Source organism: Vibrio caribbeanicus ATCC BAA-2122 (assembly GCF_000165125.1).
GTDB classification, from domain to species: Bacteria; Pseudomonadota; Gammaproteobacteria; order Enterobacterales; family Vibrionaceae; genus Vibrio; species Vibrio caribbeanicus.
This window is the reverse complement of record NZ_AEIU01000121.1, coordinates 1-24,689: the sequence shown is the minus strand read 5'-3', so window position 1 is coordinate 24,689 and position 24,689 is coordinate 1. Positions and strand designations below refer to the sequence as shown.

General features: G+C 42.7%; 25 protein-coding genes, 1 other RNA gene and 1 pseudogene. 19 read left to right on the top strand and 8 right to left on the bottom strand.

Features of this window, described 5'->3' with window-relative positions; translation table 11 throughout:
- Positions 1-28: 28 nt before the first annotated feature.
- On the bottom strand, positions 29-1,342 hold the full coding sequence (gene tolC, locus RH40_RS19515; RefSeq protein ID WP_009603445.1) for an outer membrane channel protein TolC: 1,314 nt from the start codon (positions 1,340-1,342) through the stop codon (positions 29-31).
- 231 nt (positions 1,343-1,573) lie between these two features.
- Between tolC and nudF the strand changes: the two genes are divergently transcribed.
- From nudF to parC, 6 genes are all read left to right on the top strand, one after another.
- On the top strand, positions 1,574-2,203 hold the full coding sequence (gene nudF, locus RH40_RS19510; RefSeq protein ID WP_009603444.1) for an ADP-ribose diphosphatase: 630 nt from the start codon (positions 1,574-1,576) through the stop codon (positions 2,201-2,203).
- On the top strand, positions 2,191-2,628 hold the full coding sequence (locus RH40_RS19505; RefSeq protein ID WP_009603443.1) for a DUF1249 family protein: 438 nt from the start codon (positions 2,191-2,193) through the stop codon (positions 2,626-2,628). The genes nudF and RH40_RS19505 overlap by 13 nt, the downstream gene beginning before the upstream one ends.
- Positions 2,629-2,638: 10 nt before the next feature.
- On the top strand, positions 2,639-3,460 hold the full coding sequence (cpdA, locus tag RH40_RS19500) for a 3',5'-cyclic-AMP phosphodiesterase (RefSeq protein WP_009603442.1): 822 nt from the start codon (positions 2,639-2,641) through the stop codon (positions 3,458-3,460).
- 5 nt (positions 3,461-3,465) lie between these two features.
- Complete coding sequence (yqiA, locus tag RH40_RS19495; RefSeq protein ID WP_039955064.1) at positions 3,466-4,050, top strand: esterase YqiA; 585 nt, start codon at positions 3,466-3,468, stop codon at positions 4,048-4,050.
- Between the two features lie 196 nt (positions 4,051-4,246).
- A complete protein-coding gene (gene parE, locus RH40_RS19490; RefSeq protein WP_009603440.1) occupies positions 4,247-6,127 on the top strand; it encodes a DNA topoisomerase IV subunit B in 1,881 nt (626 codons plus the stop codon).
- A gap of 3 nt (positions 6,128-6,130) precedes the next feature.
- Positions 6,131-8,383 carry a DNA topoisomerase IV subunit A gene (gene parC, locus RH40_RS19485; protein WP_009603439.1) on the top strand — a complete coding sequence of 751 codons (2,253 nt, stop codon included), beginning with the start codon at positions 6,131-6,133 and terminating at the stop codon, positions 8,381-8,383.
- 34 nt (positions 8,384-8,417) lie between these two features.
- On the opposite strand, the gene degS is transcribed toward parC, so the two are convergent.
- The 3 genes from degS to zapG all read right to left on the bottom strand — a co-directional run bounded on the left by degS (position 8,418) and on the right by zapG (position 11,552).
- Entirely contained in the window at positions 8,418-9,482 is a 1,065-nt protein-coding gene (degS, locus tag RH40_RS19480; protein WP_009603438.1) for an outer membrane-stress sensor serine endopeptidase DegS, read from the bottom strand.
- 117 nt (positions 9,483-9,599) lie between these two features.
- The gene (locus RH40_RS19475) at positions 9,600-10,967 is read right to left on the bottom strand and encodes a DegQ family serine endoprotease (RefSeq protein WP_009603437.1); all 1,368 of its coding nucleotides are present in this window, start codon (positions 10,965-10,967) and stop codon (positions 9,600-9,602) included.
- 126 nt (positions 10,968-11,093) lie between these two features.
- Positions 11,094-11,552: a Z-ring associated protein ZapG gene (gene zapG / locus RH40_RS19470; RefSeq protein ID WP_009603436.1), complete on the bottom strand. Its 459-nt coding sequence runs from the start codon at positions 11,550-11,552 to the stop codon at positions 11,094-11,096.
- A gap of 148 nt (positions 11,553-11,700) precedes the next feature.
- Here zapG and zapE point away from each other — a divergent pair, with 148 nt between their 5' ends.
- From zapE to sspB, 8 genes are all read left to right on the top strand, one after another.
- Positions 11,701-12,810, top strand: coding sequence for a cell division protein ZapE (gene zapE, locus RH40_RS19465; protein ID WP_422636329.1), 1,110 nt, complete (start codon positions 11,701-11,703; stop codon positions 12,808-12,810).
- 236 nt (positions 12,811-13,046) lie between these two features.
- Positions 13,047-13,475 (top strand): 50S ribosomal protein L13, encoded by a 429-nt coding sequence (rplM, locus tag RH40_RS19460; RefSeq protein ID WP_009603434.1) that lies wholly within the window; start codon positions 13,047-13,049, stop codon positions 13,473-13,475.
- A 15-nt stretch (positions 13,476-13,490) separates the two neighbouring features.
- Positions 13,491-13,883 (top strand): 30S ribosomal protein S9, encoded by a 393-nt coding sequence (gene rpsI / locus RH40_RS19455; RefSeq protein ID WP_009603433.1) that lies wholly within the window; start codon positions 13,491-13,493, stop codon positions 13,881-13,883.
- 321 nt (positions 13,884-14,204) lie between these two features.
- Positions 14,205-14,798, top strand: coding sequence for a ubiquinol-cytochrome c reductase iron-sulfur subunit (gene petA / locus RH40_RS19450; protein ID WP_009603432.1), 594 nt, complete (start codon positions 14,205-14,207; stop codon positions 14,796-14,798).
- Positions 14,798-16,063 (top strand): cytochrome b, encoded by a 1,266-nt coding sequence (locus tag RH40_RS19445; RefSeq protein WP_009603431.1) that lies wholly within the window; start codon positions 14,798-14,800, stop codon positions 16,061-16,063. Before petA ends, RH40_RS19445 begins: the two co-directional genes overlap by 1 nt.
- Positions 16,060-16,797 carry a cytochrome c1 gene (locus RH40_RS19440; protein WP_009603430.1) on the top strand — a complete coding sequence of 246 codons (738 nt, stop codon included), beginning with the start codon at positions 16,060-16,062 and terminating at the stop codon, positions 16,795-16,797. Before RH40_RS19445 ends, RH40_RS19440 begins: the two co-directional genes overlap by 4 nt.
- 94 nt (positions 16,798-16,891) lie before the next feature.
- The gene (gene sspA / locus RH40_RS19435; RefSeq protein WP_009603429.1) at positions 16,892-17,527 is read left to right on the top strand and encodes a stringent starvation protein SspA; all 636 of its coding nucleotides are present in this window, start codon (positions 16,892-16,894) and stop codon (positions 17,525-17,527) included.
- A gap of 13 nt (positions 17,528-17,540) precedes the next feature.
- Positions 17,541-18,014: a ClpXP protease specificity-enhancing factor gene (sspB, locus tag RH40_RS19430; RefSeq protein WP_009603428.1), complete on the top strand. Its 474-nt coding sequence runs from the start codon at positions 17,541-17,543 to the stop codon at positions 18,012-18,014.
- A gap of 26 nt (positions 18,015-18,040) precedes the next feature.
- Here sspB and RH40_RS19425 read toward each other — a convergent pair whose 3' ends face one another.
- The 4 genes from RH40_RS19425 to RH40_RS19410 are packed head-to-tail and all read right to left on the bottom strand — an operon-like array spanning position 18,041 to position 21,352.
- Entirely contained in the window at positions 18,041-18,601 is a 561-nt protein-coding gene (locus RH40_RS19425; RefSeq protein ID WP_009603427.1) for a BON domain-containing protein, read from the bottom strand.
- Positions 18,602-18,603: 2 nt separating this feature from the next.
- A complete protein-coding gene (locus RH40_RS19420; RefSeq protein ID WP_009603426.1) occupies positions 18,604-19,194 on the bottom strand; it encodes a phosphoheptose isomerase in 591 nt (196 codons plus the stop codon).
- Between the two features lie 3 nt (positions 19,195-19,197).
- The gene (locus RH40_RS19415) at positions 19,198-19,563 is read right to left on the bottom strand and encodes a YraN family protein (protein ID WP_009603425.1); all 366 of its coding nucleotides are present in this window, start codon (positions 19,561-19,563) and stop codon (positions 19,198-19,200) included.
- Complete coding sequence (locus RH40_RS19410; protein WP_009603424.1) at positions 19,550-21,352, bottom strand: penicillin-binding protein activator; 1,803 nt, start codon at positions 21,350-21,352, stop codon at positions 19,550-19,552. The genes RH40_RS19415 and RH40_RS19410 overlap by 14 nt, the downstream gene beginning before the upstream one ends.
- A gap of 69 nt (positions 21,353-21,421) precedes the next feature.
- On the opposite strand from RH40_RS19410, the gene rsmI reads away from it, so the two are divergent.
- The 5 genes and pseudogenes from rsmI to RH40_RS19390 all read left to right on the top strand — a co-directional run.
- Complete coding sequence (rsmI, locus tag RH40_RS19405; protein ID WP_009603423.1) at positions 21,422-22,285, top strand: 16S rRNA (cytidine(1402)-2'-O)-methyltransferase; 864 nt, start codon at positions 21,422-21,424, stop codon at positions 22,283-22,285.
- A gap of 123 nt (positions 22,286-22,408) precedes the next feature.
- Positions 22,409-22,802, top strand: an RNA gene (gene rnpB / locus RH40_RS20175) — RNase P RNA component class A.
- 185 nt (positions 22,803-22,987) lie between these two features.
- Positions 22,988-23,938 (top strand): 16S rRNA (cytosine(1402)-N(4))-methyltransferase RsmH, encoded by a 951-nt coding sequence (rsmH, locus tag RH40_RS19400; RefSeq protein ID WP_009603422.1) that lies wholly within the window; start codon positions 22,988-22,990, stop codon positions 23,936-23,938.
- 5 nt (positions 23,939-23,943) lie between these two features.
- Positions 23,944-24,261 carry a cell division protein FtsL gene (gene ftsL / locus RH40_RS19395; protein ID WP_009603421.1) on the top strand — a complete coding sequence of 106 codons (318 nt, stop codon included), beginning with the start codon at positions 23,944-23,946 and terminating at the stop codon, positions 24,259-24,261.
- A pseudogene (locus RH40_RS19390) lies at positions 24,258-24,689 on the top strand (peptidoglycan glycosyltransferase FtsI); the annotation flags it as partial. The gene ftsL and the pseudogene RH40_RS19390, both read left to right, overlap by 4 nt.

The window sequence follows — 24,689 nt, the reverse complement described above, 5'->3', positions numbered from 1 at the left end:
AAGAGTGGGGCACTTTGCCCCACATTCTTTACTTACTGGCTTTGAGCCCTGCGTTGATGTCTAAGACATCTTGTTCATTGAGCGTTCCGACTGCCTGACGCAACTTTAATTGGTTCAAGATATAGTCATAGCGCGCACTTGAAAGATTTTTATTTGCATCGTAGAGGCGACGAGTTGAGTCAAGAACATCGACGATGGTTCTTGTCCCGACTTCAAAACCGGCTTCGGTTGCTTCTTTAGCTGACTCTGCTGAAATGACGGTTTGGTTGTACGCTTTTATGATGCCAATAGAAGAGCTGATGTCGTTGTTAAAAGCTCTTACATTTTTGACAACGCTACGATAAGTTGCCTCTAAATCTTGACTCGCCGCAACGTAATTAAACTCTGCTTGCTTGGTCAGTGAACTTGTTGCACCACCGCTATAAACGGGTATTGCTAGGTTTATCCCAACGCTAATATCTTCAGCATCTTTTAATGCATAGTTGCCGTTGTTATCGTTGCTTTCCTTGGAGAAACCATAGCCACCTTTGAGAGAAAGTGTCGGCAAGTGACCTGAGTTAGCTTGAGAGATCTCATCTTTGGCAATATCTTTAGCAATGCGAGCCGACAAAAGGCTCAGGTTCTCTTCTTCTGCTTGTTGCACCAAAGTATTTAGGTCGGTATCAGATTTGCTGGCGGTAAAACGAGCTGTATCTAGGGTATCCAGTTGGGAATGGTCTTGCCCTGTAATCTCTCGCAAATCCTCATAACTGTTGACGAGCGTATTTTGTGCTGCGACTTCTTCGGCTAGCACAGTATCATACTCGGCTTGCGCTTCATGGACATCCGTTATTGCTGATAGCCCTACTTCAAAGCGTTGTTTGGTCTGCTCAAGTTGACGACCCACTGCAGCTTTTTCGGCTTGGACAAATGTGAGGTTATCTTTAGCACTAAGAACGCCAAAATAAGCACTCGTAACTCGTAAAATTAAATCTTGCTGTGCGGCAGCATAGCTGGCATCTAGGCTGCGAGCTCTCTTTTCTGCAGTATCAAGGTTTACCCAACTTGCGCGGTTATACAGTTCTTGTGTAAAACCAATACCCGCTGTTGTTTTATTACTGTCTCGAGCATCAATGTTACTTTGGTTGATATCATACCCAGCAGTAAGTTGAATTTGAGGGAGCAGTACAGCACGTGTTGACGTGATTGCTTCAAAGGCTGCATCACGTTTTGCTGCTGCGTTGAGCAAAGTTGGGTCGTTTTCTTTGGCCTGGTTGTAGATTTCTGTCAGAGTATCAGCGAACACATTGGTGCTTAAGCCACCAATCGCAGCGCTGATAAAAAGTGGAAGCAGTTTTTTCATCGCTTTTATATCCTAACAAAATAAGAAAATTTTTATTTCGACGAGTGTAACCTAAATGCTGTTTATTCACTCAAGAAGTTTGTAAATTTTTACGTTTTACTCTCGCAATTTAAAGGGGTAATAGGTATTTACTTAACTAAATTTTTAAGTTTTATAGAAAAAGTTGATATCTATACTTGGACGTTATGCTTTGTCTGCGTAAACTGTTAGGTTCACTCAAAGAGGTTACGAATGCAACAGTCTGGTAAGTACAAACCAAAGTTTAGTCCACAAGATGTGGAAATAATCTCAAAAGAGAGATTATATAACGGCTTCTTTTCTGTCATAAAATATTGCTTCAGGCATAAGTTGTTCGCAGGTGGGTGGAGTGCAAACCTTGAACGCGAACTTCTAGAGCGTGGGGATGCAGCTTCAGTGCTTCCTTATGATCCTGAAACTGATCAAGTAGTGCTTATTGAACAAATTCGTGTTGGTGCTGTAGAGCACGCGTGTCCCTGGCAACTTGAAATTATTGCTGGAATGATAGACCTCGATGAATCTTCGGAGGATGTGATTCGCCGCGAAGCGAGGGAAGAAGCAGGGATTGATTTAGGCTGCGTTAAAAAACTCACGTCTTATTATCCATCTCCCGGTGGCTGTTCAGAAAAATTGGATGTTTTTGTCGGACAAGTCGATGCACTTACTGCGAAAGGCATTCATGGTTTAGACTATGAAGGAGAGGATATTAATGTTCTCGTTGTAGATCGAGCGCAAGCGTATCACTGGATAGAGGAAGGGGTTATTCAAAATGGTGCATCAATTATCGCTTTACAGTGGCTCGAATTAAATCATCAGCGGTTGAAGGTAGAATGGCGCAAGTAGTAAACAATAATTACCATGTCGATCTGTCAGACTTGATGAGATTGTATGAAACGAATTATGCAAAGCTTAATGCTTTGTCCCCTTGTCGGCCGAGTGTGGGCGATGTTCGGTGTTATCAAGCTTCTGGTATCAGCTATCAACTGCGCGTGTCAGAAGTCACAAAGTACACAACTTTAATCGATATTTGTCAAAGTGATGACGTTCCGGTGTTCCCATTACCTAGGATGTCTGTCAGGCTCTATCATGACGCACGGGTCGCAGAAGTATGTCGTTGTGAGCATTTGACACGTATAGACGCACGCTATAGTTATCCAAATAAAAAAATGCTACAACAGGATGAGAAGCTACAGATAAATCGTTTCTTAGGAGACTGGCTGTCATTTTGTTTGAAGCAAGGTATCAGTAGAGCCCCATTAAATATTTAGGTTTTATGTTTTGAAAGTAATGCCACGTTCCTCATTAGAAGACGCTATAGAACTTCTCCATATTACGGACACTCACCTGTTCGGAGATGTTGATGGTAGCTTACTGAGCGTCAATACTTTGGACAGCTTCAAAGCGGTCATAAATGGCGTAATGAACCAGAATTCGAGCTTTGATGTAATTCTTTCAACAGGTGATATTTCGCAAGATCATAGTGCAAAGTCGTATGAGCTCTTTGAAGAACATATTATACCACTGAAACAACACTGTTTTTGGTTACCTGGTAACCATGATTTTAAGCCCAGTATGGAAGCGTTACTTCCTTCAAGACAAGTTAAACAGAGTACTCATGTTCTCCTCGGTGATCATTGGCAGATGATCTTATTGGACTCACAGGTTGTAGGTGTACCCTATGGACATTTGGCTGAAGAGCAGTTGGAATTACTTGAGGAAAAATTAAGCGCAAGTCCGGAGCGCTATTCTCTAGTTTTACTTCATCATCCTCCTGTTCTTGTCGGGAGTCAGTGGTTAGATCAGCATACATTGAAGAACAGTGATGACTTCTGGAAGCGAGTGAGCAAATATCCAAACGTTAAAGGTATTATTTGCGGCCATGTTCATCAGGAAGTTGATGTTTACTGTCATAATGTAAGAGTACTTGCCACTCCCTCTACCTGCGTGCAATTTAAACCCAATAGCGATACATTCGCTTTAGATGCATTGTCACCTGGATGGCGTCAAATTACACTGCGTAATAATGGTGATTTGTCTACGTCGGTGAGACGCCTTACCCAAGGGCAATTTCAGCCTAACTTTAATTCGACAGGCTATTAAATATCGTGAAAAAACGTCCATTACTTCTTTATATTCATGGCTTTAATAGCTCGTCGCTATCTCACAAAGCAAGCGTAATGCGTTCTTTTTGTGAGCAATCAAGACCTGATATCAAACTGATCTCTCCGTCTTTACCCAGCTTTCCTCAAGAGGCGGCACAGATGCTAGCTGAAATTGTTGAGTCCCATATGGATGAATTCAATATAGGTATGGTTGGGAGCTCGCTGGGAGGATACTTAGCGATATGGCTTAATTCACTTTATGGTTTGAAGGCTGTTGTGGTTAATCCCGCGATTAAGCCCTATGAACTATTGGTTGATTACTTGGGACCACAAAAGAATCCGTATAGCGGTCATCATTATATTCTTGAGCCCCATCATATCGATGAGTTAAAAGCACTTGATACTGCCGTTCTCAAGGCGCCAGAGGATTTTTGGTTGCTTCAGCAGACGGGCGATGAAATCTTAAATTACCGTCAAGCAGTTCAATATTTTGTAAATGCGAAACAGAACGTTGAGCAAGGTGGTGATCATAGCTTTGTTGATTTTGAACGTTACCCACCTGAAATCATCGATTTTCTCCAGCTCTAGTCATGGTTGAGGATGTAATCATAAATTTGTGAGTCGCTTCGACATCACACTTGACATAATCGGGTGGGTTCCAGAGTATGTTTATCTCAAATTCGAAAAGCTGCTATAGTGCAGCTTATCATCTTGGAAAGTGGCACTCGGTGATTTAGTAGCACCTAACCACTTCTTTTATTCTTTATATAAGATTAACCGTATTATGAATGAACAGTATAATGCGAAAGACCTATCGGTTCTTGAAGGTCTGGATCCGGTGCGGCATCGCCCTGGTATGTATACCGAAACTGAGCGCCCAAACCATCTTGCGCAAGAAGTTATTGATAACTCAGTTGATGAGGCCTTAGCTGGTCATGCTAAGAAAATAAGAGTTATCCTCCACGAAGATCAGTCTCTAGAAGTGGTTGATGACGGGCGTGGTATGCCTGTCGATATCCACCCCGAAAAAGGGATTTCTGGTGTAGAGCTTATCATGACGAAACTGCACGCTGGTGGTAAGTTTTCCAATGATAACTATAAATTTTCCGGTGGTTTGCACGGTGTAGGTATCTCTGTCGTAAACGCGTTATCTCGACGTGTTGAGGTGACAGTGAAGCGTGACGGGCAAGTTCATGAAATTGCTTTTGAAGGTGGAGACGCAGTAACAGAACTGTCGGTGACAGGGACGTGTGGTATGCGTAATACTGGTACATCAGTGCACTTTTGGCCTGATGCTAAATACTTCGATAGCCCAAAATTCTCCAGCCTGCGTTTGGTTAATAACTTACGTGCCAAAGCCGTACTCTGCCCCGGGCTTGAAATTATCTTCAGTGATAAGGTCAATAACGAAGAGCACAAGTGGTTTTATGAAGACGGCTTAAAAGATTACTTGGCTGAAGGTGTGAAAGGTTACGAGGTCCTACCAGACCTGCCGTATATTGGCAGTTTCAGCGCCGAATCAGAAATGGCGACTTGGGCTGTGATTTGGCAGCCTGAAGGCGGCGAAATGATCACCGAGAGCTATGTTAACCTTGTTCCGACCAAACAAGGCGGAACACATGTTAATGGCCTTCGCCAGGGCCTGTTGGATGCTATGCGGGAGTTCTGCGAGTTTAGAAACTTACTCCCTCGGGGAGTCAAGTTGACGGGGGATGATATTTTCGATCGTTGCTCGTACGTATTATCGGTAAAAATGCAGGATCCTCAGTTTGCTGGCCAAACCAAAGAGAGATTGTCTTCCAGACAAACGGCAGCCTTTGTCTCGGGCGTGGTGAAAGATGCATTCAGTCTTTGGTTAAACGAAACTCCACAACTTGCGGAACAACTCGCTGAAGTTTGTATTGCAAACGCTCATCGACGTATGCGAGCGAGCAAGAAAGTGGTGCGAAAAAAAGTAGCCTCTGGCCCAGCATTGCCTGGGAAGTTAACTGATTGCTCGGTGCAGGACTTAAATCGGACAGAAATATTTTTTGTTGAGGGAGACTCTGCTGGAGGCAGTGCGAAGCAAGCTCGAGACAGAGAATTTCAGGCGGTTATGCCTCTTAGAGGGAAAATCTTAAACACCTGGGAAGTGTCTGCTGATCAGGTGCTTGCTTCTCAAGAAGTTCATGATATTTCGGTCGCACTTGGTATCGACCCTGACAATGATGACTTAAGTGGTCTCCGTTATGGAAAAATTTGTATTTTAGCGGACGCTGACTCTGATGGACTACACATCGCCACTTTGCTGTGCGCTCTATTCACTAAGCACTTCCGAGCTCTTGTCGAAGCTGGTCATATCTACGTTGCGATGCCTCCTCTTTATCGAATCGACTGTGGGAAAGAGGTTTTTTATGCTCTAGATGACGATGAAAAAGAAGGCGTCTTAGAACGTTTATCTAAGAAAAAAGCGAAGATAAATGTTCAGAGGTTTAAAGGGCTCGGGGAAATGAATCCTCTGCAGTTACGAGAAACCACGATGGATCCAAACACTCGTCGATTGGTTCAATTAACGATAGACGATAGAGAGTCTACCATAGAGATGATGGACATGTTGCTGGGTAAAAAGCGCGCGGACGACCGTCGTTCTTGGTTGCAGGCCAACGGCGATATGGCAGAGGTTTAAAGTATGTCTAATGAAATAACTTATGATGGCGTAGAACAGTTGCCGATGCGCAAATTTACTGAAGACGCCTACTTAAACTACTCCATGTACGTCATTATGGATCGTGCGTTACCCTATATTGGGGACGGTTTGAAGCCCGTTCAGAGGCGTATTATTTATGCGATGTCAGAGCTGGGTTTATCTGCAGCAGCGAAATATAAAAAATCGGCTCGCACCGTTGGTGATGTACTCGGTAAATATCATCCTCATGGAGATTCAGCATGTTATGAGGCAATGGTTCTCATGGCTCAGCCTTTTTCCTATCGTTATCCTCTTGTTGATGGACAGGGAAACTGGGGGGCTCCAGATGACCCTAAGTCTTTTGCTGCTATGCGTTACACTGAAGCGAAATTGTCAAAATTTGCAGAGGTTCTCCTAGGGGAGTTAGGTCAAGGTACGGTTGAATGGCAACCGAACTTTGATGGTACGATGAAAGAACCACAAATGTTGCCAGCACGGTTACCACATATTCTTCTCAACGGGGTAACTGGTATCGCTGTGGGTATGGCAACCGATATTCCTCCACACAACGTTCGTGAAGTTGCTAAAGCTGCAATTCATCTTATCGATAATCCTAAATCAGAACTGTCAGATGTGATGGAATTTGTTCAAGGGCCGGACTATCCAACTGAGGCTGAGATCATTTCTCCAAAGGCAGAACTTGAAAAAATGTACCGAACGGGACGCGGTAGTATAAAAATGCGTGCTGTTTGGAAAAAAGAAGGGCCTGAAATCATCATCACAGCGCTTCCCCACCAAGTTTCTGGCGCTAAATTACTTGAGCAGATCGCTAACCAGATGCGAGCTAAAAAGCTGCCTATGGTTGATGATTTACGTGATGAGTCTGACCATGAAAACCCCACGAGAATTGTGATTGTTCCGCGCTCCAATCGGATCGACTGTGATCAGTTAATGAATCACCTTTTTGCATCAACAGACTTAGAGAAGAATTACCGAGTTAATCTGAATATGATTGGCTTAGATAATCGCCCTCAAGTGAAAGGGTTAGTGCAGATTCTTGCTGAATGGATTGAGTACCGACGCGCGACAGTGAGAAGGCGGCTTCAATATCGTTTAGATAAGGTTTTAGCCCGCTTGCATGTACTTGAGGGTTTGTTGGTTGCTTATCTAAACCTCGACGAAGTTATCGAGATCATACGTAATGAAGATGAACCGAAAGCGGAATTAATGTCCCGCTTTGGCTTAACAGAGATTCAGGCTGACGCGATTCTTGATACCAAACTTAGACATTTAGCTAAGTTGGAAGAAATGAAAATTCGAGGCGAGCAAGAGGAGTTAGAAAAAGAGCGTAAAAAACTCGAAACCTTACTCGGTTCTGAACGAAGGCTAAACACATTACTTAAGAAAGAAATAGAAGCGGATGCGGAAAAATATGGCGATGATCGTCGTTCACCTCTTATTGAAAGGGAAGAGGCCAAAGCGCTTACAGAACGCGATTTAGTTCCGAGTGAACCTATTACCGTGGTCCTCTCTGATAAAGGGTGGGTGCGCCACGCTAAGGGACACGAGCTAGATCCCGCCACACTCAACTATAAGTCAGGTGATAAATATCTGGCACACGCTAGAGGCAAGAGCAGCCAGCCTGTAGTGCTGCTGGGCAGTGATGGCCGGAGCTACTCTCTTGAGTCACATTCGTTACCTTCCGCTCGAAGTCAGGGAGAACCGATAACTGGACGGTTAAATATCAGTTCAGGAAGTAATATTCGCCATCTCGTTATGGGTGAAGAAGAGCAGCTTTGGTTAGTCGGGTCTGATGCCGGTTATGGTTTTGTGTGTAAAGGTTCAGACTTATTATCGAAGAGTAAGAGCGGCAAGGCGTTAGTCAATCTGCCAGAGAGTTCAGAGGTACTTCCACCTTATGCGATTGGTCATTTGGATTCAGACGAAATTCTTGCGGTAACTAATCAAGGACGGATGCTACTTTTCCCAATTAAAGACTTACCACAGCTTGGAAAGGGAAAAGGAAATAAGATTATCAATATCCCAGCAGCGAAAGCGAAATCTCGTGATGAGTTTGTTTCCCATCTAATAGCACTTCCCAAAGGGCGCACAGTGACACTGTACGCTGGTAAGCGTAAATTAGGGCTAAAAGAATCAGACCTTGATAGCTTCAGAGGCGAAAGGGGGCGTCGCGGTGGTTTATTACCACGAGGATTGCAGCGAGTCACTCGCATTGATATTGAGCAAGAAGACTAAAAGCAAAAGCCATGCATATATGCATGGCTTTTTTCTAGATGCGGGTATCTTCCTTAATCGTCACCTCTAAGGTTTTCTTTTCCCCTTTACGTAATATGTCGATATTAACTTTGGTACCAGGGCGCAGCTCCGTAACAAGGTCTAGGACACTCTGGCGACCGTTAACTTTTTTACCATCAATACCCAGTATGATGTCTTGCTCTTTAAAGCCAGCTTCAGCAGCTGGACCATTTGGATCGACGCCAAGAACAACGATGCCACCAATTTGGTCTCGGTTGAGAAGGCGTGAAGCGACGGAGTTTATATCTTGCCCATCAATTCCAATGTAACCCCGAATAACTCTGCCATCTGCGATTATCTTTTTCATGATCTTATCGGCAAGTGCATAGGGAATAGCAAAAGAAATGCCATAAGTTTCTAGCTCTGTTGCTTGTTGGAAAGAGGCTGTGTTGATGCCAACAAGCTCTCCTTTGGTGTTGACAAGAGCGCCTCCAGAGTTCCCTTCATTGATGGCGGCATCGGTTTGAATAAAAGCTTGATGTCTATCTGCACTGATGGAAGAGCGTCCAGTTGCAGAGATGATTCCAAATGTAGTAGTTTGTCCTAAATTGTAGGGGTTACCTATCGCTAGAACAATATCACCCACTTTTGGCGCATAGGAAGAGTTGAGTGGGATAACAGGTAAGTTATCACCGTCAATTCTTAAGATAGCAATGTCCGTTCTTCGATCTTTACCAACCAATTGCGCAGCCGCAATACGACCATCCTGTAAAGCGACAACGATTTGGTCGGCTTGGGCGACGACATGGAAATTAGTAATGATATAGCCTTTCTCACTGACAATAACCCCTGATCCTAGGCCTTGAGTTTGGAGCTTTGAGCGATTATTTTCTTGGTATTTACGGCTGTATATATTAACAACTGCAGGAGATGCTTTTCTTACCGCGCTATTAAAAGAAACTTGAAGCTCAGAGTAATCATTTACAGCATTTTGAGTAGGCTGATTAAACACATCAGAGCGAAGAGAGGGAACAGCGAATAGCAATATGATGGCTGTCGCTACACCTAGCGCAGTGGAGCGCAGCAGAAAAGGTAACATGTTTTTTCGGTCCCAAATATAGGTCGTGATTACAAAGAGGATACCATTAGATATGTGACTAATAAAAGGACAGCGTTATTGCTGTCCTATTTTGATATTGCGGCTTATCAATAAAACTTACCGTATGACAAGATAGATGCTGCGATCGCCGCGTTGTATATTTAGAGCAAGCACACCAGGTTGTTTTTCAATAACACTTCTAAACTCCCCAAGGTTTTTAACACGCTTACGGTTGACGCCAATAATAATATCGTCTGTTTGTAGCTGGTAAGACTCAGCCTTCGAGCCTGCTTTAACCGAAGTTACTTTGACACCTTGTACTTTGTCACTTGGATTTGTATTGGTAAGTTCGGCTCCCGAGAGACCTTCGTGCATTTTATCTGCGCTCGTCTTGACATCTTTTTGTTCGCCTAAAGTGACTTTAAATGATTTTGTATCACCGTCTCGTACAACGCCTAGAGTGACAGTCTTGCCAGCTCCAAGAGTTGCAACTTTTGCACGTAGCTCACTAAATGTATTAATTTTTTTGCCATTTATTGAAACGATAACATCACCTGCTTCCAACCCAGCTTTATCTGCTGCGCTATCTGGTACTACTTGGCTAACAAAAGCTCCTTTGCTGGATTCATAGCCCAGTGCTTCTGCAAGCTCTGAGGTGACTTCTCCACCTTGGACTCCCAGCATGCCTCGTTTTACTTCACCAAATTCAAGGATTTGGTTAGTAAGATTGGTCATCATGTTAGATGGTATGGCAAATCCAATACCAACGTTGCCGCCGTTGGGGCCGAGGATTGCGGTGTTAATGCCTATCAACTCACCTTTTAGGTTTACCAATGCACCGCCAGAGTTGCCACTATTGATGGCAGCATCTGTCTGGATAAAGTTTTCAAAGTTTTCTAGATTTAATCCACTGCGACCGAGGGCCGAAACGATTCCTGAAGTGACGGTTTGGCCGAGACCAAATGGGTTACCAATGGCGACCGTAAAATCACCCACCTTAAGTTGATCGGAATCAGCAATTTTTATTTCAGTAAGGTTTTTCGATTTTTCGAGCTTTAATAGAGCGACATCTGACATTTTATCGCCACCAATCAGCTCAGCATTATATTCACGCCCGTCTCTCAATTTTACACGAATCTTTTCTGCACCATTAATGACGTGATAATTGGTAACAACATGACCTTTTTGAGCATCAATGATGACACCCGACCCCAACCCTTTGAAAGGGCGCTCTTGTAGTTGTTCTGAGGGGAAATTAGGACCAAAGAAAAATCGAAATTGGTCCGGGATCTGCTGCTTAGATACTTGCGTGCCTTCTACTGCGATGCTGACAACGGCAGGCGTGATTTTCTCTAGCATCGGAGCCAGACTGGGTAACTCTTCTCCTCCTATGGAGAATGGTAAACCAGCAACAGCTTGAGTTGGGATAGCGATAGAGCTTAAGCTGAGTGATAATACAGTTAGTGCCAATAAAGGTTTTTTCATCGTAAACTCCTAATGTTATTGAAGTAGACCGACTCTAGTATTTGTACCTAAATCTAGAATTTAAAGGCCACCGTAAGATGTTATGACTTAAAAACCAATATAAAGTTCACCTCAAATAGATTGAAATTATGACGCTTTTGATGACGTAGTGTCTTGTTGATCATCGCTCGTGTTGTTTGAGTTTGTCTCATCTGAGCTTCCATCAGCAGCGTAGTCTTTGGGGACGTTGTAGCCTTCGGCTTCAAAAATTTCTTTTTGGGGAGGGGTATTTTTGTTTGGCTTTTGCGTGATTTTCTTCATAAAAGGATTATCTTGCTCAGGCAGAGAAGGCAGTAATTCAGCAGACGTTTTGGACATGTGCTGATAGAGTTTAGTATATTCTTTGCCCAATGAATCAAGCATTTCAGCAGTTTGTGCAAAATGATCGGTTAGGTCTTGTTTTTGCTGATCCAGCTGATATCGAGTTTTATCTAATTCTTTTTGAAGATCTTTTTGTTTTTGGTTATTTGGCATTGATAAACGTGAAACTACCAAACCAAGTACGATTCCAATAAGTAAACCTAAAAGGGCATAAATCCAAGGCATGATGACTCCTTATTATTGAAAATTAACATGTATATTACCGATAAGTTACACATGCAGGTCGGACATGTTACTATGAGCTTATCCATCGATAAAGAAAAATACACCGACTCGTATCTAAGTTTTGTGCTCATTTTGAGCGGGTAAAGAAATGATGACACCATTAGAAATCTACCATAAAGATATCTCTGAAAGAGGTTTTGAAACAGACGAGGCTCAGCTCAAAGCAGTCAGAGCTTTAGACAGACTTTTTCATGATTTGCTGCAATTTTCAGCAAACTCAAGACCTTCTAAAATAGGGTGGCGCCGGTGGTTTCAAAGCCCTAAAAAGCGACAAAAGTCGGTGCCAAAAGGTATTTATTTTTGGGGGGGAGTTGGTCGAGGAAAAACCTATTTAGTTGATACTTTTTACACAGCTTTGCCTACACAAAGAAAAATGCGAGTTCATTTTCATCGCTTTATGTATCGTGTTCATGATGAATTGAATCGTTTGGGTGAGGTAAATGATCCACTGGAACTTGTTGCTGATAAATTCAGTAATGAAACGGATATTATCTGTTTTGATGAATTTTTTGTTTCCGATATAACGGATGCGATGATTTTAGGAACACTCTTTCAGGCATTGTTCAAAAGAGGGGTGATTTTGGTTGCGACCTCTAATATTCCTCCCAATGAGCTTTATCGAAATGGTTTGCAGAGAGCTCGGTTTTTACCTGCTATAGATCTTATTCTTCAAAACTGTGATGTCATAAATGTAGACAGCGGGATTGATTACCGATTGCGAACGTTAGAGCAGGCAGAAATCTTCCACTACCCTCTAGATGAAGTCGCTCGTACAAACTTGAAGCGCTATTATGGCCAGCTTGTCGGTGAAGGTAAGTCGTCGGATAACGTTATTGAAGTAAATCATAGGCAACTCGCTGTGATAGAGACCTGTGACGATGTGTTGCATGCCACTTTTGCACAACTTTGCCAAACCGCTCGCAGTCAGAATGACTATATTGAATTATCGAGACTATATCACACAGTTCTGCTTGCTGATGTTCCGGTTATGGGAAAAGAGATCGACGATGCTGCGCGTCGCTTTATCGCTCTTGTGGATGAATTCTATGAGAGGAATGTGAAATTAATTATCTCTGCTGAGGCGTCATTAGAATCGCTTTATTCAGGGGGATTACTAGAGTTCGAATTTAAACGCTGTATTTCTAGATTGGTTGAAATGCAAAGCCATGATTATCTGGCGAGGGCACATTTGGCTTAGAGATTCCATTTCACTTAGAAAAAAATCCAAAATCACGACGAAAAAAGGTGATTTTTTCAACGGACTTCTCTATAATCTCGCGACCCACCGTTACTGCAGACTTTTTTATCGAAGATACTTCGACATAACGGGTCGAGAGTGCCAACCACTCGAAGGGGTGTTGACTGGACTCTTAGTCAGTGGGAGCTTTGGCTCCTTTAAGTGTAAATTTAATTATTAAACGGGTTATTATTAGCATGAAAACTTTCGTTGCTAAACCAGAAACTGTAAAACGTGACTGGTACGTTGTAGACGCTGAAGGTAAAACTCTTGGTCGTCTAGCAAGTGAAATTGCATCTCGCCTACGTGGCAAACACAAAGCTGAATATACTCCTCACGTTGATACAGGCGATTACATCGTTGTTGTTAATGCTGAGAAAGTTACCGTAACTGGTAACAAGGCTAAAGGTAAGATTTACTACCGTCACACTGAATTCCCAGGTGGTCTAAAATCAATCAGCTTTGAAAAGCTTATTGATCGTAAGCCTGAGATGGCTCTTGAGCTAGCAGTTAAAGGTATGCTACCACGTGGTCCTCTTGGCCGTGCTATGTACCGTAAGCTGAAAGTTTACGCAGGCTCTGAGCACAACCATGCTGCTCAGCAACCACAAGTACTAGACATCTAATTGGGGATTTCGAAAATGGCAGAAAATCAATACTACGGTACTGGCCGTCGCAAAAGCTCAGCTGCACGTGTTTTTGTTAAACCAGGTTCTGGTAACATTGTAGTCAACAAGCGTAGCCTTGATGAATACTTTGGTCGTCCAACGTCTCGCATGGTTGTTAAACAGCCTCTAGAGCTAGTTGAATTGACTGAAAAACTTGATCTATACGTAACTGTTAAAGGTGGCGGTATCTCAGGTCAAGCTGGTGCTATTCGTCACGGTATCACTCGTGCTCTTATGGAGTACGATGAGTCTTTACGTCCAACTCTACGTGCTGCGGGTTATGTTACTCGTGATGCTCGTTGTGTTGAGCGTAAGAAAGTTGGTCTACGTAAAGCACGTCGTCGTCCACAGTTCTCGAAGCGTTAATCTTTCTTCGAAAGATTTTTGTTCAGTTTCGGCTGAAATGTGGTCACCAAAGCCTGGTTTTTACCAGGCTTTGTTTTTTCCATTCCTATAATTTTCCGCAAATTTCCCCAGTATTTTTATCTCTAATCCCCTACTAGGCTTTTGTGACATGACGAGCGGTTTACTTGACAAATGTTACAAAAAAGTAGCTTTATCTTGTCAAAAAGTAGGGTTTTATTTATCATTTATTGTCATATAAATACAACTAATTTCGTATTTCGTTAGCCATGCTCTTTAATAGGAATAATAATAACTAGAGGGAGCAAACTGGAGAATGTTTGGATGAGCAATGTGCCTTTGAATAACGGTCGGAGACGTTTCTTGACCGCGACAACTGCTGTTGTCGGCGGTGTAGGAGCTCTCGGTGTCGCCGTTCCATTTATAAAGTCTTGGAACCCAAGTGAAAAAGCGAAAGCTGCGGGTGCACCAGTCGATGTGGACATTAGCAAACTCGAGGAAGGCCAAATCATGAGGGTTGAGTGGCGAGGGAAGCCCGTTTGGGTTGTTCGTCGCGCGAAATCTGTTCTTGATAGCCTTAATTCCCTCGATGACCAACTGCGAGATCCAGCCTCACAAGAGGGGCAACAACCGAAATATGCACAAAATGAATATCGATCGATTAAAGCAGAGTTTTTCGTTGCTGTGGGCATATGTACTCACCTAGGTTGTTCGCCCACCTACCTACCCGATTCTTTTAGTGAACAGGTTCAAGGCGTGAAATCAGGTTTTTTCTGCCCATGTCACGGTTCTAAGTTTGATATGGCAGGACGCGTCTTTCAGGGAGTGCCTGCCCCATTAAACCTCGTTGTTCCCAAGCACATGTACCTAAGTGATAGTAAAATACGTATAGGTGTAGAGGAAGGGGAGGAAGCATAATGGAAGCTTTACTTGATTGGATAGAAAAACGCATTCCGGCGATGAATGCGTACAAAAAGCACCTATCTGAATATCCGATGCCAAAAAATTTCAATTTTTGGTATCTGTTCGGTTCACTTGCCATGATTGTATTAGTTAATCAGATACTTACCGGCATATGGCTGACAATGAACTATGTCCCATCTGGAGAAGGGGCTTTCGCATCTATCGAGTACATAATGCGCGATGTTGAGTACGGATGGCTGTTGCGTTACATGCACTCTACGGGTGCTTCAGCATTCTTCGTTGTTGTGTACTTACATATGTTCCGTGGGCTTATATACGGATCGTACAAAAAACCGCGTGAATTATTGTGGATTTTTGGCATGCTGATATTTCTGGTTTTGATGGCAGAAGCCTTCATGGGGTATTTACTTCCATGGGGACAAATGTCTTACTGGGGAGCTCAGGTCATTATTTCACTGTTTGGTGCGATTCCAGTGATTGGAGATGATCTCACCTTGTGGATCCGTGGTGACTACGTTATATCCGGAGCTACGCTTAACCGTTTCTTTGCTCTGCATGTTATCGCATTGCCTATCGTGTTGTTGTTACTTATCGTATTACACGTACTCGCCTTGCATGAAGTGGGATCGAACAATCCTGATGGTATCGAAACCAAGTTACCCAAAGGATCAATGGGTGAAGGGTACAAACCTCAATTTAAATTTCATGAAGACTACACTAAAAAATATGACATTATAGATTCAATACCATTCCATCCTTATGGAACGGTGAAAGATCTGATCGGCATTGCGGGCTTCCTGTTTTTATTTTGTTATGTGCTGTTTTTTAACCCTGAAATGGGCGGCTATTTCTTAGAGCCACCTAACTTTGAAGCGGCTAACCCTTTGAAGACACCGGAGCACATTGCCCCAGTTTGGTACTTCACTCCGTTTTATGCAATCTTGCGTGCAGTACCTGACAAGTTACTTGGCGTTATTGCTATGGGGGCGTCCATCGTAGTTCTCTTTGTACTCCCATGGTTAGATAGATGTCGTGTTCGATCTTATCGTTATCGTAGTAAATTTCATATTTTTAACATTATTCAGTTTACGATCAGTTTTATAGTGCTTGGAGTGTTAGGTGCATTACCTGCTACACCAACGTACACTTTGTTAGCACAGATTTTCAGCGTAGCGTATTTTATGTTCTTCGTATTACTGTATTTCTACAGTAAGAACGAGGCGACGAAACCACTACCGGAAAGGGTGAATTACAAATGAAAAACTGGCTAATAATTTTATTTGCTATCGTGCCCAATCTGGCATTCGCCGCCGGTGCGAATGTACCACTTGATGAGGCGAATAACGATCTTAGTGATAAGGCATCTTTACAAAATGGGGCCAAGTTGTTTGTGAACTACTGTTTTGGATGTCATTCCATGCAATACCAACGCTATGAGAGAGTAGCGCGCGATATTGGCGTACCGAATGATCTCATCAAAGGCAATCTACTACTTGATCCTGAAGCAAAGGTCGGAGACCTGATGTTTAATGCCATGCCTGAAAAATCAGCGGCTAAATGGTTTGGAGCTCCTCCTCCAGATCTTACTTTGGTCGCACGAGTTCGAGGTACCGACTGGTTATACACCTATTTACGTTCCTTTTACGTCGATCCCAGTCGCCCATTTGGTGTCAACAATGTGGTGTTTCCTAACGTCGGCATGCCTCATGTTCTAGAGGAGCTACAAGGTATTCCGAACCCTATAGTAGAGACTCATACTGTAAATGGAGAAGAAGTGTCCAAAGTTGTAGGGACTAAATCTGATGGCACTGGAGAGTTGAACACCGAAGAATACGACGATGCCATTCGAGACTTAGTCAATTTCCTTGAATATTCGGGTGATCCAGTCAAACTTGAACGCCATGCGATTGGTTGGTGGGTGATGGGCTTTCTGGTTATCTTTACGATAGTGGTTGTATTACTGAAGAAAGAATATTGGCGTGATGTGCACTAAATGTGCTAGGATACCGTGCTAATTCCTAATGTTAACTAGACAATGGAGGCTAAGCCTCCATTGTTTTTATTTTTTGATTGTGCTGGAGGGCTCCATGGCTGTAGCTGCCAATAAACGTTCTGTGATGACTCTATTTTCAAGTGCATCTGATATGTATAGCCATCAGGTACGTATCGTTCTAGCAGAGAAAGGTGTCAGTGTTGAAGTAGAGCTTGTCGACGAAGCAAATCTTCCTGCTGAGCTTATAGAATTAAATCCTTACAAAACGGTTCCGACACTCGTCGATCGTGAACTGGCTCTGTATGATTCAAAGATCATCATGGAATATTTAGACGAGCGTTTCCCACATCCTCCACTTATGCCAGTATACCCTGTTGCTCGTGGTAATAGCCGCCTAATGATTTATCGTATCGAGAAAAACTGGTACGCACTGGCGGAAAAAGTTATCAAAGGAAATGCTGAGGAAGCAGACTCTGCACGCAATAAACTTCGCAATGATCTTTTAACGCTCGGTCCAATATTTGCGGAATATGAATATTTCATGAGTGAAGAGTTTAGCCTTATTGACTGCTACCTAGCTCCACTACTTTGGCGCCTACCACAATTGGGTATTGACCTAGTTGGTCCAGGTTCGAAGGAGCTCAAGGTTTATATGAATCGTGTGTTCGAGAGAGATTCATTTTTGGCCTCTTTAACCGAAGCAGAACGTGAAATGCGTTTGTCGCGTTAACTCAACATCTGAAGTGAATATTGTGAAAATGACACCACGACGTCCCTATATGCTCAGAGCTTTCTATGAGTGGATGGTGGATAACGACTTGACGCCACATTTGGTTGTGTCTGCTGATTTACCCGGAGTTAAGGTGCCGCTCGAATTTGTTCAAGATGGTCAGATTATTTTGAATGTTGCCCCGAGAGCCGTAGGAAACTTAGAGTTAGGTAATGATGCGGTAATGTTTAACGCCCGTTTTAGTGGTCGTCCTCACTCTATCATCGTGCCCATGTATGCCGTTCAAGCTATTTATGCTCGTGAAAATGGTGCAGGGACAATGTTTGAACCTGAAGAGGTATATGAGCAAGAAGATATTGAAGGCATAGAAAATGCCACTAACTCTATCTCTATAGCTTCTGACGTAGAAGACGCCTCTGATAGCCAAGACCCAGATGATGAGCCACCACGTCCACGAGGCAAGCCAAGTTTACGAGTGGTCAAGTAAAAAAAGCAGCGCCTAAGCGCTGCTTTTTAGTAGAAAGCCTTAATGACTTGCTTGACGCCAGAGATGTTTCTCGCTATCTCACTCGCGATATCTGCTTGCTTCGAAGTCACTTTACCTATTAGAAAGACCTCTCCATCCTCAGTAATGACTTTGATATTGATCCCATTTAGTTCTGAATCAGTCAGTAGCGATGATTTAACCTTTGTGGTAATCCAGCTATCTTTGCTTATTTGCCCAAAAGAAATTGGCTGCTTAATTCGTAGTTGATTGTGGATTTTTTTCACTCCTTTTAGCGCTCTGACATTTTTTTCAATATCCTCGCTTAACTGTTCCGAATCTGCTTGCCCAATCAGTAATACAGTGCCGCTAAATGAGTTAGCGTGGATTCGACTGTGCCCTCTAAATGGAGGTTTATTACTGATGCCTGCTATCTCAAACTCTATATTGTTGTCGTCCCAAATCTCTTGTGTTGTTCGGGTGTCAGTTGCAACGTCCACCGTTGTAGCAGCGCCTGCCACGAAAAGCCCAGCGCACCCGTTTAATAAAAATAGGCAACTCAATAAGGTTACAGTTCGTGTTATCCACATAATTATTCCTCGTGGGCCGGAAATAGAACTTGATCGATCAAATCACATAAGCAGTGTAAGGTAACCATATGAACTTCATGAATACGTGCTGTTCTGTGTGAGGGAATTCTGATCTCTACATCATGTTCGCCAAGTAGACCTGCCATTTCGCCCCCGTCTTTGCCAGTAAGAGCGATGATAGTCATGTCCCTTGTTACAGCGGCCTCCATGGCTTTGATAATATTTTTACTATTCCCACTGGTCGATAGTGCCAATAAAATATCACCAGTTTGACCAAACGCACGAACCTGCTTGGAGAATATCTCTTCATAATGATAGTCATTCGCCACAGCTGTGAGGGTGGTGTTATCTGCAGTGAGAGCCATAGCAGGGAGGCTTGGTCTTTCTGTCTCAAAGCGATTTAAGAGGCATGAGACGAACTGTTGAGCATTTGAAGAAGAGCCGCCATTACCACAGCATAAAATTTTATTGCCATTCAATAAACTCGCAACCATAGCTTGTGCAGCGTGAGTAATCGCGTCTGGAAGAGCCTCTGCTGCTGCAATTTGAATTTGAATACTTTCAGTAAAACTGTCTTTAATGCTATCTAGCATCCTTTATCCTTGATTTATTGCGTTTTTAATCCATTCAATGTGTTGTCCGTTATCGTGTATTGCAATGACATCAAAACGGACTTGGGTTGAATGTATCGATAAGCCATGTTCTAAAAGCCACATGTTTGCGGCTTTCACGATTTTTTTTATTTTACTTGCCGTCACTGTCTCTGCGGCATGACCAAAATATGCACTTTTACGGTAGCGTACTTCAACAAAGATGATGCAGTCTAAATCTTTCATAATAAGATCTAACTCACCACCCTTGGTTGAGAAGTTTTTTTCTATTAGCGACAAGCCTTGCTTTGTTAGATATTGATGAGCAAGGACTTCATACGTGTCGCCAATTCTACGCTTATTCTTTGTCAATGTATTGCGTCCAGCTGAGCTCTCTTGAAATTAGGCAATGCTCTCCGATTGTGAGCTGTCCAGTGTTGCCATCAAGTGTGTAGTCGGAGACTAGTTTCATCTGTGGTAGATATTCGATAAGTTGATAAGCATCCATCCCAAGAGCCTGAAGACGTATTTCTGCATTCGAGTGGTTTGGCCAAAGTGTATTTATTTGACGTGCTGTATCATCTTGGCGCAAGAGTAATGGGATATCACTGAACATGACACCACTAAGGTCTTCATACTGCTGTTGCCCATTATTACTTCGAGAGTTTGCATACAGCTTTGGAGGAACAGTATCTGGATTGATCGCAACTTCAATAAAAGGCTTGATGAGTGTTATTTCAGCGCTGTTTGCGACAATATAAACCGCATCTATATCTCTACGACTACGAGGTTGAGTTTCTAGCGGAATATTGAGCATTTTGCTCATTTGTGCGATTTGTTGTTGACTGTCTTGAAGCCCAAAAATTTGGTTGATGTTCCTCTGTAGTTGATTTCTATCGCCAAAAAGACTGATAGCAACTTTATGAGTACTATGTTTGTTCCATTCTTTCTCGAAGGCATTTACAACGCGATCACCAAGCGTTCCTTTCGGAGCAAGTATCATAGGATATTTAGCTCCCTGCTCAGCTAAATGTCTTGCTGCTTGGGCAACTTCTTGCTCTGGAGACAGTGTTAAAAAGCACATATCGATCTTGTCATCGAATTGCTTTGGAATATTTAATGCCAAAGTAGTAATTGGTTGTGCTAGATTCTGCTGAAGATTTTGGAACTTTTCAATATTTCCTTTAAGCAGTGGACCAACAACAGCATCAATCTTTTTCTCTAGTAAGATGGGCTCTAGGTTCTCAACAGATGTTTTATTTGTGTCTATGACGGTCAGTGAGGCGCTATGTGGGTTCTTACTATTCATCATCTCGAAGATAAAACCATCACGGATTAATTGTGCTTGTTTCGAAAACTTTCCGGTGAGGGGTAACAATAAAGCAATATTCTTCGGTTGTGTTATTTCTAAATTTAAAATTGTCTCGATGGACTCAGGCGTATAAAGTGCAGCTGGATGCTGCGGGTTTTCGATTAACCATTGTTTTAGCGCAGTTTTAAGAGTAGGTAAATCATGGGATAATTTTTTGAAATCAATAGCTAGTGTTATCCAAGCACTCATGATGGGTTCATCAACTTCTTGTTGATATTTTTCTAAATCCTGTAACGTGTATTGACTTAAATCTTTCCAAACTTCTTGAGAGGTGGTTTGCTGGTCTGAATCAGATAATAAGCGGCTAGCAGATGTGAGCTCTTTTGCTGCATTAAACTGATCTCCTATTTCAAGAAAAAGAGAAGCCCTTAACTGATGGTATTGAAGCCAAGTTTTGTCCTCTAGAGACCACTGAGATGAAAAACTAAGCGTTTCTAAAGCGTCTTTAATTAATCCTTTTTGTTGCAATATTTTTGCATAAGATAACTGGACTTGAGCGCTTTGCTTAGGCTTTAGCTTCTGTCTTTGTAAACGTTGAAATATTCTCTGAGCTTGCTGCGTATTGTTTGATTCAACAGACGCTTTAAGGGCCATGATTAACCAATCATTCTGCATGTCGCCCTGATTGCTGTCCGCACGCATTAGGTATGTAGCTACCGCCTGATTAGGTTCTAGTGTAATATCAATTGCTCTAGGAGCTTTCGGTGCAGAAGAACATGCAACCAATGTAGCCGTAAGTACAATCGAAGTCATTAGGCGTGGTATACTACTGCGCTTGTGGTTTTTCATAGCCATGAGTTCTTTTATTTATTCCGTAAAAATTGTATCTATATTAATCGTTGTAGTGATGGTAAACAAATGACAGTTAGCAAAACTTTACCTGTAGAGTCTCCAACCCTTTATATTGTTCCAACACCTATCGGTAATTTAGGTGATATTACTCAAAGAGCACTCGATGTTCTGTCTCGCGTTGATCTTGTAGCTGCAGAGGATACAAGACATACTGGCAAATTGTTATCCCATTTTGGTATCAATACCAAAACCTACGCACTCCATGATCATAATGAACAACAAAAATCGCAAGTACTTGTCGATAAATTGTTAACTGGATTGACTATTGCGTTAGTTTCAGACGCGGGAACCCCACTTATCAGTGATCCAGGGTACCATCTTGTCAATCATTGTCGTCAAGCGGGAGTTAAAGTTGTGCCACTTCCCGGCGCGTGCGCAGTTATTACTGCATTGTGTGCTTCAGGTTTGCCTTCTGATCGATTTAGTTTTGAAGGGTTTCTTCCTGCTAAAAGTAAAGGCCGTAAAGATAAACTTAACGAAATATCAACGGTAGAGAGAACGTGTGTATTTTATGAATCACCTCATCGGATCTTAGACTCCTTGAATGACATGCTTGATATTCTTGGGCCCGATAGAGAAGTTGCCCTTGCAAGAGAGCTGACAAAAACTTTCGAAACCATTCAATCTATGCCTTTAGGTGAGTTGGTAAACTGGGTGAAATCCGATCCAAATCAGCAACGCGGTGAGATGGTATTACTGGTGCACGGTTACCGAGCACTTGCAGTGAATGATATCTCCGAAGAAGAAAAAAGGGCTCTAACTCTTCTCTGCAAAGAATTACCCTTGAAGAAAGCTTCCGCATTGGTCGCTGAACTCTATTCGACAAAGAAAAACGCACTTTATAAATGGGGACTTGAAAACCTATCTTAAAGTAAGATACAAGGACGTGTGTTATCGCCAATTTGAACGGAATATAAGCAATTACTCTGCAGTTTGTGTGAACTTAACTATCTCGCTAGACACTGCAAAGATAAATCTATAGAATCCGTCCTCGGAGTTGACTGGGTAGTCGCTGCTTCATTGATGTCCTTATGGAGACTGATGAAGGGGAGGAAAGTCCGGGCTCCATAGAGCAGGGTGCCAGGTAACGCCTGGGGGGCGTAAGCCTACGACAAGTGCAGCAGAGAGAAGACCGCCGATGGCTTATCGTTCTATGACGTTTAGCACAGGTAAGGGTGAAAGGGTGCGGTAAGAGCGCACCGGACGGCTAGCAATAGTCCGTAGCAGGGTAAACTCCACCCGGAGCAAGACCAAATAGGCTTCCATATTGCGTTGCTCGCGTAAGGAGGCGGGTAGGTTGCTCGAGCCAGTGAGCGATTGCTGGCCTAGACGAATGGCTACCACCGTGCAAGCGGAACAGAACCCGGCTTATATGTCGACTCCGCCTTTTCGAAGACCCATCGTAACTTTACTGTTATGATGGGTTTTTTGCTTTTAGTTGACCCAATTTATTTTCAAGCCACTAAACTTTGCAAAAAACAATCATTCCGATGCAAACACCGCTAGCGATAATTGTTTAAACCAGTACACTTAAGATTGATTTAGCTTGAGTGTCCGACGAATGAGAAAACTATGACCGAACCACTGAAACATATATCTGTACTCCTTAACGAATCTATCGATGGGTTATCGATAAAGCCTGATGGTATTTACATTGATGGTACGTTTGGACGAGGAGGTCATAGTCGAACGATTTTATCAAAGCTAGGTGAGAATGGGCGTTTATTCAGTATCGATAGAGATCCTCAAGCTATCGCGGAAGCAAAAAAAATTCAAGACCCTAGATTTAGTATTATCCATGGCCCATTTTCAGGGATCGCTGATTATGCTGAAACTTATGATTTAGTTGGTAAAGTTGACGGCGTTTTACTTGACCTTGGTGTTTCATCTCCACAATTGGATGATGCTGAGCGTGGCTTCAGCTTTATGAAGGATGGTCCACTTGATATGCGTATGGACCCATCTTCCGGCATACCTGTATCTCAATGGCTACTAGAAGCAGAGTTGGATGATATTACCTGGGTGATCCGCGAGTTCGGTGAAGATAAGCACGCAAGACGAATTGCAAAGTCGATTGTTGCATATCGTGAGAATGCTGATAATCCTCCTTTAACAAGAACAGGCCAGTTGGCAAAATTGATCTCTGAGAGTGCACCTAAGAGTTTCAAAGAAAAAAAACATCCTGCGACAAGGGCGTTCCAAGCCTTTCGCATCTATATCAACAGTGAGTTAGATGAGATAGACACTGCACTAAAAGGTGCAGTGAACATTTTAGCCACCAAGGGCAGATTATCGGTTATCAGTTTCCACTCTTTAGAGGACAGAATGGTGAAACATTTTATTCGTAAAGAGAGCAAGGGCCCTCAAGTTCCCCATGGTATACCATTAACAGAAGAGCAAATTCAGGCCTTGGGCAGTGCTAACCTCAAAGCAGTGGGTAAGGCTATCAAGCCATCTTCGAAAGAAGTTGATGAAAATACTCGCTCACGCAGCTCGGTATTACGTATTGCTGAAAAGTTATAAAGAATATGCAGAATCAGTCTGATAATCTAGCAAAGATGATTGTTCTTGATATATGGGAGTCAGGTCGTATTCCTCTTATTTTGCTGGTGTTGATTTTTTCGACTGCAATGGGAGTTGTGTTCATGACTCACCATACGCGTCAGTCAATAACCGAAAAGGATCACGCATTAATTGAAAGGGAGCGCCTTGATAACGAGTGGCGTAATTTGTTACTCGAAGAAACCTCCCTTGCTGAGCACAGTCGTGTTCAAAGCATTGCAAAGCAAGAGCTGGAAATGAAAAGGCCAGATTCTGACAAAGAAGTAGTTATTAGTCTGCCATGAAAAAAAAATCATCAGTTAAAAAGAAAAATAATCAGGATTCAATGGTATTAATTCGTTGGCGTTTTTATCTCGTACTCTTGGTCATTTTTTTTGCATTCTCAGCGCTCGCTGGTCGGATCGCCTATATTCAAATTATTGAACCAGATAACTTAATTAAGCAAGGCGACTTGCGATCGATAAGAGCCAAAACACTTCATTCCGCTCGAGGTATCATATCCGATAGAAACGGAGAACCTTTGGCAGTAAGCGTACCCGTCGAGGCTGTATGGGCTGATCCGGTCAGGATTTTCAAAGAAGGTGGGTTAAAGGAGATCAATCGTTGGTACGCTCTTGCTGATGTTTTGGGGCTTAAAAGACAAGAGTTGATTGAAAAAATTAAGCGTAATGAAAACAAACGTTTTATTTATTTGCAACGACAAGTCAGTCCC